General features: G+C 68.8%; 10 protein-coding genes and 5 pseudogenes. 11 read left to right on the top strand and 4 right to left on the bottom strand.

Going from position 1 to position 12949, the window contains the following annotated elements:
• Both ABZ478_RS35140 and ABZ478_RS35135 read left to right on the top strand, forming a co-directional pair.
• Complete coding sequence (locus ABZ478_RS35140) at positions 1-999, top strand: NADP-dependent oxidoreductase (RefSeq protein ID WP_359556123.1); 999 nt, start codon at positions 1-3, stop codon at positions 997-999.
• Positions 996-1397, top strand: a complete 402-nt coding sequence (locus ABZ478_RS35135; RefSeq protein ID WP_359556121.1) for a nuclear transport factor 2 family protein — start codon at positions 996-998, stop codon at positions 1395-1397. The genes ABZ478_RS35140 and ABZ478_RS35135 overlap by 4 nt, the downstream gene beginning before the upstream one ends.
• A 309-nt stretch (positions 1398-1706) precedes the next feature.
• Here the strand turns inward: ABZ478_RS35135 and ABZ478_RS35130 are convergent.
• From ABZ478_RS35130 to ABZ478_RS35120, 3 genes and pseudogenes are all read right to left on the bottom strand, one after another.
• A pseudogene (locus ABZ478_RS35130) lies at positions 1707-1823 on the bottom strand (DUF5133 domain-containing protein); the annotation flags it as partial.
• 28 nt (positions 1824-1851) lie between these two features.
• Positions 1852-2660 (bottom strand): annotated as a pseudogene (locus ABZ478_RS35125) (SDR family NAD(P)-dependent oxidoreductase).
• Positions 2661-2686: 26 nt separating this feature from the next.
• On the bottom strand, positions 2687-2839 hold the full coding sequence (locus ABZ478_RS35120) for a hypothetical protein (protein ID WP_359556120.1): 153 nt from the start codon (positions 2837-2839) through the stop codon (positions 2687-2689).
• 85 nt (positions 2840-2924) lie between these two features.
• Here ABZ478_RS35120 and ABZ478_RS35115 point away from each other — a divergent pair, with 85 nt between their 5' ends.
• Positions 2925-3422 (top strand): hypothetical protein, encoded by a 498-nt coding sequence (locus tag ABZ478_RS35115; RefSeq protein ID WP_359556171.1) that lies wholly within the window; start codon positions 2925-2927, stop codon positions 3420-3422.
• Positions 3423-3875: 453 nt separating this feature from the next.
• Here ABZ478_RS35115 and ABZ478_RS35110 read toward each other — a convergent pair.
• Positions 3876-3983, bottom strand: a pseudogene (locus ABZ478_RS35110) (hypothetical protein); the annotation flags it as partial.
• 347 nt (positions 3984-4330) lie between these two features.
• On the opposite strand from ABZ478_RS35110, the gene ABZ478_RS35105 reads away from it, so the two are divergent.
• The 8 genes and pseudogenes from ABZ478_RS35105 to dmpG form a co-directional block, all read left to right on the top strand.
• Positions 4331-5611: an MFS transporter gene (locus tag ABZ478_RS35105; protein WP_359556119.1), complete on the top strand. Its 1281-nt coding sequence runs from the start codon at positions 4331-4333 to the stop codon at positions 5609-5611.
• A 149-nt stretch (positions 5612-5760) separates the two neighbouring features.
• Positions 5761-5904, top strand: a pseudogene (locus tag ABZ478_RS35100) (lamin tail domain-containing protein); the annotation flags it as partial.
• 665 nt (positions 5905-6569) lie between these two features.
• On the top strand, positions 6570-7466 hold the full coding sequence (locus ABZ478_RS35095; RefSeq protein WP_359556116.1) for a TauD/TfdA family dioxygenase: 897 nt from the start codon (positions 6570-6572) through the stop codon (positions 7464-7466).
• On the top strand, positions 7463-8356 hold the full coding sequence (locus tag ABZ478_RS35090; RefSeq protein WP_359556115.1) for an ABC transporter permease: 894 nt from the start codon (positions 7463-7465) through the stop codon (positions 8354-8356). The genes ABZ478_RS35095 and ABZ478_RS35090 overlap by 4 nt, the downstream gene beginning before the upstream one ends.
• Complete coding sequence (locus ABZ478_RS35085) at positions 8353-9084, top strand: ABC transporter ATP-binding protein (RefSeq protein WP_359556114.1); 732 nt, start codon at positions 8353-8355, stop codon at positions 9082-9084. The genes ABZ478_RS35090 and ABZ478_RS35085 overlap by 4 nt, the downstream gene beginning before the upstream one ends.
• A 44-nt stretch (positions 9085-9128) precedes the next feature.
• Positions 9129-10184, top strand: a complete 1056-nt coding sequence (locus tag ABZ478_RS35080) for an aliphatic sulfonate ABC transporter substrate-binding protein (protein ID WP_359556112.1) — start codon at positions 9129-9131, stop codon at positions 10182-10184.
• The gene (locus ABZ478_RS35075) at positions 10181-11509 is read left to right on the top strand and encodes an LLM class flavin-dependent oxidoreductase (protein WP_359556111.1); all 1329 of its coding nucleotides are present in this window, start codon (positions 10181-10183) and stop codon (positions 11507-11509) included. Before ABZ478_RS35080 ends, ABZ478_RS35075 begins: the two co-directional genes overlap by 4 nt.
• 480 nt (positions 11510-11989) lie before the next feature.
• Positions 11990-12696, top strand: a pseudogene (dmpG, locus tag ABZ478_RS35070) (4-hydroxy-2-oxovalerate aldolase); the annotation flags it as partial.
• Between the last annotated feature and the right edge of the window lie 253 nt (positions 12697-12949).

Raw genomic sequence — 12949 nt, 5'->3', positions numbered from 1 at the left:
ATGAAGGCGATCCAGTTCCACGAAGCGGGCGGGCCGGAAGTTCTGCAGTACGACGAGGTACGGGTCCCCGAGATCGGCCCGGGCGAAGTGCTCGTCCGGGTGCACGCGGCGGGCATCAACCCGCCGGACTGGTACCTGCGTGAGGGGATGAAGGTCATGCCGGCCGAGATGAGGCCGGCGCTGCAGTTCCCCCTGATTCCTGGAACGGACATGTCGGGCGTGGTCCAGGCGGTCGCTCCGGACGTGACGGGGTTCGCCGTCGGCGACGAGGTCTTCGGTATGCTGCGGTTCCCCGGATTCGACGGCCGGACATACGCCGAGTACGTGGCCGCGCCCGCTTCTGACCTGGCTCACAAGCCGGCCGGTATCAACCACGTGCAGGCGGCCGGGGCGCCGATGGCCGTGCTTACGGCCTGGCAGTACCTGGTTGATCTCGGCCACGACGTGCCGTCTCCTTTCACGGGCCAGGTGCACCAGCCGGTGCCGATCACGCCGGGGATGACCGTGCTGGTCAACGGGGCAGCCGGTGGAGTGGGCCACTTCGCGGTGCAGCTGGCGAAGTGGAAGGGAGCACACGTCATCGCGGTGGCCTCCGGCCGACACGAGCAGTTCCTGCGCAAGCTCGGCGCCGATGAGTTCATCGACTACACCACGACGGAGGCCGCGGACGTGGTCAGCGGCGTCGACTTGGTGATCGACACCGTCGGTGGCCCGGACAGCTCACGCTTCCTGACCGTGCTCAAGCGCGGAGGCACCATGCTTCCGGTGTTCTTCGCCCAGTACGACCCTGAAGAGACGGCGCGTCTGGGCATCACAGTCTCGAACATTCAGGTGCGTTCCAACGGCCCCCAGCTCGCCGAGATCGGGCGCCTGTTCGACGAGGGCAAGCTCCAGGTCGGGGTGGACAGCACCTACCCGCTGCCCGAAGCGGCCGGCGCACACACGCGAGCCGCGCAGGGCCACATCCAAGGCAAGATCGTGCTGACGGTGGTCTTGTGATCGCCGAAGTCCAGAAGGCGGTGGCGGACTACGCACATGCCTTGGACGAGCTGAATGTGCCCCAGTTGGAAGCGGTCCTGACCGAGGACACCACCTGGACCTTCACGATGCCCGGACAAGGAGTGCTCGGCCCGGTCGTCGGACGCACGGCGGTGCTCGACTTCATCCGTGACGGGCACACGGCCCAGACCGGAAGGGTGCGGCACCACCTCAGCAATGTCGTGGTCACGACGACGGACGCCGCCACCGCTGAGATACGGGCCTATCTGCTGCAGACGAGGAACACCGGCGAAAGCATTGAGATGATCTCGACCGGCATCTACACGTTCAGCCTGCGACGGTCCGACTATGGGTGGCGGATCGCCGAGCTCACCCTGGCGCTGGACAACGCCTTCTAGCGCGGGGCTCGGCAGTGTGTCCGGCGGATCATCGGGTGCCTGCCGGCGGACGCCCGGGTACCGATTGGGCCGACGACGAACAGTACGGCCCTCTGTATGGGGTGATCAGCCGGTCGACGCGGTGTTGAACGCCAGCAGGGTCGGCTGCCCTCCGGCATTCCTCCCCGCCGACGCGGGGGTGTTCCGCCGACCGGCGATACATTCGACGACCCAACTGTGGGGCCGTGACGCCGCCGGTCCTGGTGCCGCTGTATGGGGTGGACCCCAGGGCTCAGGGGGCCGGTGGCGTGGGGAGATGGGGGCGGGCGGTTAGGCCGTGAGCAGGGAGTCGTCTTCGCGACGTGCGCCGGGGGGCCAGCGACGGGCGGACATGAGGGCTGCGGCGATGTCGCGGGCGCCGGTCGGCACACACAGTGTGTAGGCCAGGCCGCTTGACCGGCAGGGGCAAGCCCTGTCAGTCGGTCTTCTCGTTCTCTGCTGATCCGGGTTCGGCCATCTTGCGATGCGTCTCGGCTTTGGCCTTGTCGGGCAGGATCTTGTTCGCCATCTCCTGGGCTGCGGTCTTGGCGGAGCCGGCGACGGCCTTCTCCTTGCCGGCGAGGAGCGCGTCGAGTCCTTGCCGCGTGACCTGCATGGGGTCGTCCTTGTCCTGCTGGCCGACCTTGGTGTCGTCCATGTCCGCCCGGTGGAAGAAGTCGGTCTCGGTCGGGCCGGGCATCAGCGAGGTCAAGGTGACGCCGGTGTCCTTGAGCTCGTTCTGCAGCGCCTGAACGAAGGACCGCAGGAACGACTTGGAGGCGTTGTAGACGGCCTGGAAGGAGCCAGGCATGGTCGACGCGATGGACGAGGTCACCAGGATGCGTCCGTCGTTGCGGGCGGCATGGTGCGGACGACGCGTTTGGCCAGGTGCACGGTCGACCTGACGTTCAGGTCGATGACCTCCAGGTCGTCCGCCAGATCGATGTCGACGAAGGCGCCGCCCCGGCCCACGCCGGCGTTCAGTACCGCGATGTCCAGCGGCCGTCCGATGGCTTGGACGGTGTCGACGAGGTGCTCGGTCTGGTCGTAGTCCCGCAGGTCGGCCTGGATGACGTCCACCTGCGCGCCGGCGGACCGGATCTGGGCGGCCGCCTGCTGGAGGCGAGTGTCGTCCTCGGCGTTGATGACGAGGTCGTAGCCGAGTTCGGCCAGCTGTTTGGCCAGTTCGAGTCCGATGCCGCTGGAAGCGCCGGTGACCAGGGCGAGGGGTGTGGCATCGTTCATGGCACGTTCTCTTCGGTGTGATCGTTTCAGGAGGGCGGGGCGGGCAGGGGGTTCTCGGCCAGTGCGCGGGCGGTGTGGGCGAGGTTGGAGGCCATGGCCCGGCCGGTGGAGGCCGCCCAGTCGTGGAGGTCCAGGGCCTGGATGAGAGGGCCGGGGCCGACAAGGTGCGACTTCTGCAAGAATCGCACCTCTCAGCGCAAACGCGGCTCTGGGTGGCTGCGGCGAGCGCCGCCAGGCAGCGGCTCTCGGACATGGAGCAAGCACATGGGGTACTGGGGTTCTCTCATCGTCGCCCGCCATCGGCACCCGCTGAACGGGGCGGCAACCTTCACCGACGGGGTGCACATGGAGCTGCTTCAGGAGCGCGCTGATGACTGGCGGCTCTGGTCGTTGGAAGGGCGGACCTCAATCGACGAGGAGACTCTCATCGGGCTTGTGGAAGTCACTGGCCGCCCGGTCCTTGCCGGATTCGTAATGGACAGTGACTGCCTTGTGCTGGAAGGCAGAACCAGGGACCGGGCAACCTGGCGCGCATGTCTCGACCGGACAGCCATGTCCGCCTACATGGCGGAGGGCGGCCAATCCGTCGACGACTGGTTCCTGGGGCCGGAGGAGACTGCGGAGCGCGCTGTGGCCTGGGCACGGGCGGCTGGCCTGACCCCCCTGCCCAAGACGATCGCCGATGTCCTGTCGAAGCGGTCCGACCCGTTCGTGGAGGATCTGTTCCAGGAGTTCCTGGACGGCCTGGGCATCGAGCGCTGAACCGCCGCAGGACCCAGGACGGTCTTGCGTCGGCACCTTCATGCCGTACTCGATCGGGGCGGATGCGCGGCTGGCCTGGCCCTTGGCGGGGCACACGGACCTTCTCCAGCACGGGCTCGAACTGCGGTGATCCCCTCGCTGCCCAGCGGTCACCACGATCGACATAGGCTTTTGGCCCTGCTCGACGGCCAGGTGCAGCTTGGTGGTGAACCCCCCGCGTGAGCGCCCCAGTCCGTGGTCACGGGGCTCGGTGACGACACCGCCCGGCGGTTCCTTCTGCAGGTCACCCTGCTTGCGGGCCCCGGCCGCGTGCTGGTGCGCGCGGCACACTGTGGAGTCGACGTTCAGGACCCACGTGATCGCACCCTTGGCGTCGGCCCGGGACTGGAGTTGGATGAGGACCCGGTGCCAGGTGCCGTCCCGCTGCCATCGGCGGAGCAGATCGTAGACCCGGCCCCACAGCCCGTACTCGACGGGTACGTCCCGCCACGGAACCCCCGAAACCGTATGCCATCGATCAGCTGCCGCCGCGGCCAGAGGGGAGGCCGCCCCGCCCTTCATTCCCTTTGGACAACAACGGCTCCAACACCGCCCACTGTTCATCTGTGGGATCACCCCGCGCCATGAACCACGATCATCCAACACCCGAGATCCACTTTCGATACGCGCCCTAGTGCCGTGCGCGGCGGATGGCGCGGCGTCCGCCCGCACCAGCGTATGAGCCCAGGAGGATGCCCTCGGGCGGGTACTCAAGCCCGTTGGCCAGTAGGCGATTCCCCGGGACCACCGCGGGCCTGATTACTTGTTTCTGATCCCAGCTCTGAGGTGCGTCCGGTGATGGCCTGATCGCGGGTGGTGGGTGGGCCGAGTCACTACGCTGAGCGTCTTCGCACCTCGGGAGGGTTCGGTTGGGACAGCGGAGCGCGCTCGGGCGGGACTTCCGGCGGTTGTGGGGCGCCTATGCGGTCAGCGCGGCGGGCAGTGCCGTCGGCATGGGGGCGCTGCCGCTGGTTGCTCTGCTGGTGCTGGATTCCTCGGCGTTCCAGGTCTCCCTGCTTGCCGCGATGTCTGCTGTGGCGAGCGCGGTGATCGCTCTGCCGCTCGGTGTGCGGATCGAGCACCAGTACAAGCGGCCGGTCATGATCGCCGCTGATCTGGCCCGCTGCGTGGTGCTGGCGAGCATTCCCATCGCCATGGCCTTCGGCCGGCTCACCTTCACTCAGCTGTGTGTCGTCGGCATTCTCCAGACGGCGGCGTCCGTCGCGTTCGACGCGGCCGGCGGAGCACATCTGAAGGCGCTGGTCCTGCCCGAGCACCGCCTTCGTGCCAACAGCCTGTTCGAGACCACCAATTGGATCAGCGTCAGCGCCGGCCCGCCCGTCGGCGGGCTCCTGGCCGGGGCGCTGGGCGCGGCCGCCACGCTGGTGGTCGACGCACTGTCCTTCCTCGCCTCGGCCCTGGGCATCGGCCGCATCCGGCAGCCCGAACCCGCGCCACCGGCACGTGCCGCCGCCTCTCACCTGGGCCGCGACATCGCCGCCGGCTGGCACTACCTCCTACAACACCCAGTACTGCGCCCGCTGTTCTTCAACGCCCTGCTCTTCGGCGGGTCCGTCATGATGGCGTCACCGCTGATGGCCGTCCTCATGCTGGATGACCTCGGTCTGGCACCGTGGCAGTACGGACTTGCCCTGGGGCTGCCGTGCCTGGGCGGCGTGCTGGGCTCACGCCTGACCCCACTGCTCACCCGGCGGTTCGGTCAGCGCCGGATTCTGCTGCTGTCCGGTGTCGCCCGCACGCTCTGGACGATCCTGCTGCCGCTGACGCCCTCCGGTGCCCCCGGCGTGTTGGTCATCGTGGCCGCCGACTTCGGCCTGCTCTTCTCCGCCGGGGTCTTCAACCCATCGTTCACCACGTACCGCATGGAGGCCACACCGGACGCCTTCATGTCCCGCGTCGGCACCTCCTGGTCCGTCAGCGCGAAGACAAGCCAGGCCGCCTTCATGATCGCCGGCGGCCTCATCGCCGCCGCAGCCGGAGTCCGCGGCGCCCTGCTCATCGCCGGTCTGCTGTGCATGGCCAGCGCGCTGCTCCTGCCATGGCGGAAGGCGCGCACCTCCACCGAGGACATTCCAGCACCCGTGGCGGACCCGGTGTCGTCCCAGGCCACGGATGGACCCCTCACGTAGTGGCAGCGGTCCAGGCACGGCCTGCGTGGACTTGCTGACGCCTGGGAGTGGAGGCCAGGGAACTCGGGACGGGTCGCTCCCCGCCCGACCTGCCTGCTCCGTGAAGTCCTTGCCGTCCGGGCCGGAGCTCTTGCCGGTCGTGTGCCGTCGGCCGCGACACCCGCACCGACCTGTTTCAGGACCGTCGCGCGTACGTGTGGAACAACGACCACGACACCGCGACCCTGCGCAACAACCGCGGCCGATTCGTCGACGACGTCTCCTGGGGCCGCCATTGCGCACACCGCCGCTGACCCTCCGCAGGCGGCGGTAGTTGGCACCGGCGCATGAGCCCGTGTACAACGGGTGGGCCTTCCGCCGGGGAAGGCGCACTCGCTGTCAGACCAGCTAGATGCCTACACCGCGGGGGGCCTGACGGAAACCGCAGGGCACGCCCCCTTCACGAGCACGCTGCCCCGCCGCAGATGCGTTCCCCACCGGCCGCCGCACGTTCTCTGTGTCCGCAATGCAAGACCTGTCCGGGAAAGCATTGACCGGTGTGGTGGACCTCTGCTGAACTCTCGTCCCATGAACCCGCGCGTGGACCTCACCCGGCGGCGCCACATCGATCTGGCGCACGTCTCCAGCGCGTTTTGTTGTCGCTGACCTGGCACGCGGCCCCCGGCGTCGTCGTCCGGGCAGGCTGAGCGCCTGCCCGGTGCGTCCTCGCGTTCGGTGATTCAGCAGCGGTCTTCAGGCGGCTCGATCCGCCTGGTCACGTTTCCCGCCTGATCCTCGGCTGCTCCTGCGCCGCGGATCGGCGACCGATCCTGCGCCGTGGCGGCGGCTGCTCCTGCGCCGTAGCCGCACCGACCTGCCAAGTGCCCCCGTCGCTCGGCCGGTGAGCCGCGTGCTCACGCCAACTTCTCACTGCTCAGCACCTGGTGGTGCGCGCACCTACCTCCAGAAGGACTTCTCCATGTCTGTGTCCATCCGTAAGCTCACCGGCCGTATCGGTGCGGTCGTCGAGGGTGTCGACCTCGCGGTGACGCCCGACCCCTCGACGGTCACAGCGCTGCGAGCCGCCCTCAACGAGCACAAGGCGATCGTCTTCGACGACGTCGACCTCGACAACGCCGGTCAGGAGCGCGTGGCCGGCTGGTTCGGCGACCTCACCACCGCCCACCCGAACGTGCCGGCCGCCGACGGTACGGCGAACGTGCTCGCCGTCGACAGCGAGACGTCCAAGGCCAACGAGTGGCACACGGACGTCACCTTCGTCGTCAACCCGCCGCAGCTCACCACGCTTCGCTCCCTGCTGACCACGCCGTACGGCGGCGAAACGCTCATCGCCAACGCCGCCGCGGCCTACAGCGACCTGCCCGAGCCGCTGCGTGCCCTCGCGGACTCGTTGCGCGTGGTGCACACCAACCAGCACGACTACGCGCGCCCCGCCGCGGCGACGGCGCAGCGGCAGGAGTACGACCGCATCTTCGTCTCGACGCCGTACGAGGCCGAGCACCCGTTCGTGCGGGTGCATCCCCTGACGGGCGAACGCGGCCTGTTCATCGGCGGGTTCGCCAAGCGGATCGTGGGCCTGTCGCCCAGCGACTCGACCGACCTGCTGCGCCTGTTCCAGTCCTACGTGACACGTCCGGAGAACGTCCTGCGCTGGACTTGGTTCCCGAACCAGCTGCTGATCTTCGACAACCGGATCACCCAGCACTACGCGGTGGACAACTACGACGACCACCCGCGCCGCCTCAACCGCGTGACGGTCGCCGGAGAGGTGCCGGTCGGTACCGACGGCCGTAGCAGCGAGCAACTCATCGGCGACGCCTCGCACTACACCAAGGTCCTGGCGGTGGCGGCGTGACCGACGTCCGTATTCCGGCGCCGGCCCTGACCAAGGGTCCGGGCGCCGAAAGACCGAAAGAGCCGGAACGCGAGGTGTTCGTGCCGGACGGCGCACGCCGCCGCACGCCGCTCACCAGGATCCGCGAGCGACTGCGCTGGCCGCTGGGCATCTACACGACCCCGGTCGTGATCCTCATCGCCTGGGAGGTGCTCGCCAGGGCAGGAGCGCTGCCCAAAACCAGCGCCCCGGCACCGACCTCGATCGTCAAGTCCGCCGTCGACCTGTGGCAACAAGGCGTCCTGGGACCGGACCTGGCCATCTCGCTGCAGCGGGCCGGCACCGGCCTGGCGCTCGGCCTGACGGTGGGCATCGCCGCCGGGGTGCTCGGCGGACTGCTGCGCAGCGGTGAGTACCTGTTCAACGGGATCGTGCAGGTGTTCAACACGATCCCCCTCCTCGCGGTGCTGCCACTGATGATCGTGTGGTTCGGCATCGACGAACTCACAAAGGTGCTGCTGATCTCCTTCGGCGCCGGTGTCCCGATGTATCTCAACCTGTTCGCCGCTATCCGAGCCGTCGACCAGCGCCTGATCGAGATGGCGCGCACCACCGGCGCCGGCCGCCGGCGCCTGGTGACGCGCGTGCTGGTGCCCGGAGCCCTGCCCGGGTTCCTCGTCGGCCTCCGTTTCTCCCTCGCCTACAGCGTCCTGGGTCTCGTCGCCGCTGAAACGATCAACGCCGACAAGGGACTCGGCTTCCTCATCACCCAGGGGCAGACCTACCTGCAGACCAACCAGGTCTTCGTAGGGCTGGTGATCTACTCACTGCTCGGCCTGCTCGCCGACCAGTTCGTCCGGGCTCTCGAGCGGGTGCTGCTGCGGTGGCGGCCCAGTTATGAGGCGTCATGAGCAGCACGACCGCGACACAGCCCCGCCGCCGCACCGGGGCCGTCGTCGAGCAGGTGGTCCGCCGGTTCGGTGACCGGATCGTCCTCGACCACCTCGACCTCACCCTGGCCGACGAGGAGTTGGTGATCCTGCTCGGCCCGTCCGGCTGCGGCAAGAGCACCCTGCTGAGGCTGCTCGCCGGACTCGACCGGCCCGACGCGGGGCGTGTCGAGGTCCCGGCGAAGCGGGCGATCGTCTTCCAGGCCGACCGCCTGCTGCCCTGGCAACGCGTCCTGCGCAACGTCACCCTCGGCCTCCACGGGGCGGACGCGGAACAGCGAGCCCGCGACGTACTTGAGGAAGTCGGACTCGCGGGCCGCGAGAAGGCATGGCCCAAGGAGCTCTCCGGAGGCGAGGCCCAACGCGTCTCACTCGCCCGGGCCCTGGTATCGGAACCCGAACTCGTGTTGCTCGACGAGCCGTTCGCGGCACTGGACGCCATCACCCGGCTGCGTATGCATGACCTCGTGCGGGGACTGCGGACCAGGCACCATGCCGCCATGCTGCTCGTCACCCACGACGTCGACGAGGCGATCGCCCTCGCCGACCGCATCGTCGTCATGAGCGACGGCCGCATCGGCGCCTCCCACGAGGTCCACCTCACCGCAGCCGACCGGGAGGCGGGCACCGCACGCGAAGACCTGCGCGCGCGGCTCCTGGAAGACCTCGGTCTCGCCGGCCGGCACTGACCTCACGCCAGCACCCTCACCCAGCACAGAAGGCACGGAATCCCATGCATGAAAGAACCAGCCGCGTCGTCGGCGCCGCCGCCTCGCTCGTCCTCGCCGGTGTCCTGGTCGGCTGCGGTTCACAGTCGGAGACCGCCGCACCGCTCAGCGACGCCGCCCAGGCCGGCGACGCCAAGCACCCCGAGTGGAGCAAGTACACCTTCACCGTCGGCGACAACGGCGGTGACGGCACCGAGGCGCTGGCCAAGCTGACCGGCGTGTTCGACAACGCCCCCTACAAGGTCAAGTTTGCCCGCTTCACCTTCGGTCCGCCGCTGGTGCAGGCCGCCGCCTCGGGCGACATCGACCTCGGCAGCGTCGGCGACGTACCGCCGATCACCGGCGCCGCGAAGGAGTACGGCTTCAAAATCGTCGCCGTCAACCGCTCGCTCACACCGGACCAGGCACTGGAAAACATCATCGTGCCCAAGGAGTCGAAGCTGAAGACGGCCGCAGACCTCAAAGGCAAGAAGATCGCCATCCCGCAAGGTAGTTCGGCCCACGGCCTGGCCCTGAACGCACTGAAGAGCGTCGGCCTCACCCCCAAGGACGTGAAACTGGTCTTCCTCGACCCCGCGGCCGGCGCGACAGCCTTCAACACCGGCAAGGTGGACGCCTGGTCGATCTGGAACCCGCAGTCGGCGATCGCGGTCAAGAACGGCGCACGCGTCCTGGTCAAGGGCCTCCCGCCGATCGACCAGACGAGCAACTACTACATCGCCAACGACAAGCTCCTCAAGGACAAGACCAAGCGAGCGGCTCTCACCGACGTACTCAAGCGGCTCTCGCGGGAGTTCGCCTGGGCGGTGAAGAACCCCGACAAGTACGCGCAAGCACTCTCCCAGGAACAGGGCATCCCGCTGGCCGACGCCAAGGCGGAACTCGCCGCCTACTCCAACCGGCTCACCCCCGTACAACCCTCCGACATCGAACTCGAGCAGAAGCTCGCCGACGCCTTCCGGGAAGCCGGTCAGATCACCAAGAACGTCGACGTCAAGTCGATCACCGACAACCTCCTCCCGGCCGGCTACGACAGCTCCAAGCTGAAGGTCAGCTCATGAGCAGCAGACGACGCCAACTCCACTTCAACGCCTTCCTCATGGAAGCAGGCCACCACGAAGCAGCCTGGCGGCTCCCGCACAGCAACCCCCGGGCAGACTTCGACCTCGGGCACTGGATCGAGCTGGCACGGCTGGCGGAGAGCGCCAAGTTCGACTCACTGTTCCTCGCGGACGGCCCGGCCCTCATCGGCACAGGCGAATTCCGCCCGCCGGGCCAACTCGAACCGCTGACCCTGCTGACCGCACTGTCTCAGGCGACGAGCATGATCGGCCTCATCGCGACCGTCTCCTCGACCTACAACGAGCCGTACAACCTCGCCCGCCGCCTCGCCTCCGTCGACCACGTCAGCGGCGGCCGCGCCGGCTGGAACATCGTCACCTCGGCCGGATCGGACGAGGCCGCCAACTTCGGCCTCGACGACCGCCCCGGCCACGCCGAGCGCTACGCCCGCGCTGACGAGTTCCTGCGCGTCACCAAGGCACTGTGGGACAGCTGGGAGGCCGAGGCCGTCATCGCCGACCGGGCCACGGGACGCTACGCCGACCCCGCACGGCTGCACCGTCTCGGCCACGAAGGCACCCACTTCAAATTGGCCGGCCCGCTCAACGTCGAGCGCCCCCCACAGGGCCACCCGCTGCTCGTCCAGGCCGGCTCCTCCGAGGACGGCAAGAACTTCGCGGCCCGCCACGCCGAGGCGATCTTCACCGCCCACACGACGTACGAGCGCGCCGCCGGCTTCTACGCCGACATCAGGGCCCGCACCAAGGCCGCAGGTCGCGATCCGGACACCGTCATCGTCCTGCCAGGCATCGTCCCCTACATCGGCTCGACCGAGGCGGAAGCCCGCGCGCTCGCACGAGAGTTCGACGAGCTGCGCGTACCGGAGTACGGGCTGCGCCAGCTCGCCGCCGTGTTCGAGACCGAGCCGTCGGTCTTCGCTCTTGACGACCCTCTACCGGCCTTCATCCTCTCCAAGCCAAAGCTGGAAGGCTCGCAGAGCCGTTCCGACCTGATCATCGACCTCGCGGTGCGCGAGCAGCTGACGGTCCGCCAAATCATCTCCCGGCTCGGCGGCGGGCGCGGCCACTTCGAGTTCGTCGGCACACCCGAGCAGATCGCGGACACGATCATCGCCTGGTTCGAAGGCGGTGCCGCCGACGGATTCAACATCATGGCACCCGCCCTGCCCTCAGGCCTGGCGGCCTTCGCCGAGCACGTCCTGCCGATCCTGCGCGGCAAGGGCCTGTTCCGCGAGGAGTACGAAGGCACGACCCTGCGCGAACACTACGGGCTCCCCGTCCCGCCTAACCAGTTCCACAGCTGACCCGCTCGGACCCCCGCCGCCCGGCAGGCCGGCGGGGCCACAGCGGCCGACCCAACCTGGAGGCACATGCTGCCGAACGGGCTGGCTGTCGCCGTCGAACCCATGAACCCGAGCCACCGAGCTGTCGGCATCGCCGACCTCCCCCAGGCTCACCAGGGTGGCCAGCAGCCGGCCGACGAAGACGAACTTGTGTTTCGCCCCGGCCCCTACAGCCCGTCGCCGCGGCCGAGCCGTCAGGCGTGCCAGATGCTGTTCGTGCCACAACGGCCTGACCTCTGCGATGAGTTCAGCGATCACCTCCGGCGACAGCCCTGCGACCCGGTACTCCGCCACGATCAACTCGGGCGCTCCAGCCTCCATCATGCCCAGTTCAACGAACTATCGGGCGCCGAACCACGGCCAACCGTGCACGAGGTCGCCAGCGACGGAGCTGGTGTCCAATGCCGTACGGCACACGAAGGGGCCGGCCGCGCTGCGGGCTCGGTCCGCGTGGCCACGCACTGTACAGAGGCCGACATCTCCGCCCAGCACATCGACGCCGCCCGCAACCTGGGCATGGACGTCGCCGGATTCCTGATGATGTCCCACATGGCCGACCAGTCGAACTGGCCCGCCAGGCGGTGCTGATGGAGTCCTACGGCGCCCAGTGGGTGTATGTCACCGACTCCGGGGGCCGGCTCACCATGGACGGAGTGTCCGACCGGGTCCGTGCCTACCGCGAGGTACTGAACCCGCACACCGAACTGGGCATCCACGCCCACCACAACCTCGGTCTGGGAGTGGCCAACTCGGTGGTCGCCGTCGAGAACGGCGTGACCCGTGTCGACGCCTCGCTCGCCGGCCAGGGGGCGGGCGCGGGCAACTGCCCCCTCGAAGCCTTCGTCGCGGTGGCCGACCTGATGGACTGGCTGCACGGCTGCGACCTGTTCCCGCTGATGGACGCGGCCGACGACATCGTCCGCCCCCTGCAGGACCGCGAGGTCCGCGTCGACCGTGAGACCCTCACCCTCGGCTGGGCCGGTGTGTACTCCAGCTTCCTGCGGCACGCCGAGACGGCGGCCCGCCGCTACGGCGTCGACACGCGCGACATCCTCGTCGAGGTGGGCCGGCGCGGGCTGGTGGGCGGCCAGGAGGACATGATCACGGACATCGCTCTCGACCTCGCCTCGGTCGGCACACCTGCGTGAGCGTGCACAGCACAGGTATGTCTGTGGGGGAGGCAGCCCGGATCGGTGACGTCCAGGCGCGGCGCCGGGTTCGCCGGGCTTGTGCGTGTGAGGCGTTCCTCCCGTCCGTGAGGTTCCCCCCGATGACGGGCCGGACGCACGAATGACACGCCGCGATCGGTGATCCCGGCCTCGCCCCGCTGCGGCATCCGAACGCGATGACCACAGCAGGTCCCGGGCATCTCCGCGTGGGCGGAGCAGATGCCACTACGGT

Source organism: Streptomyces sp. NPDC005706, assembly GCF_040631045.1.
Taxonomy (GTDB): Bacteria; Actinomycetota; Actinomycetes; order Streptomycetales; family Streptomycetaceae; genus Streptomyces.
The sequence above is the reverse complement of the archived record's forward strand: the minus strand, read 5'-3'. Positions and strand labels throughout refer to the sequence as shown.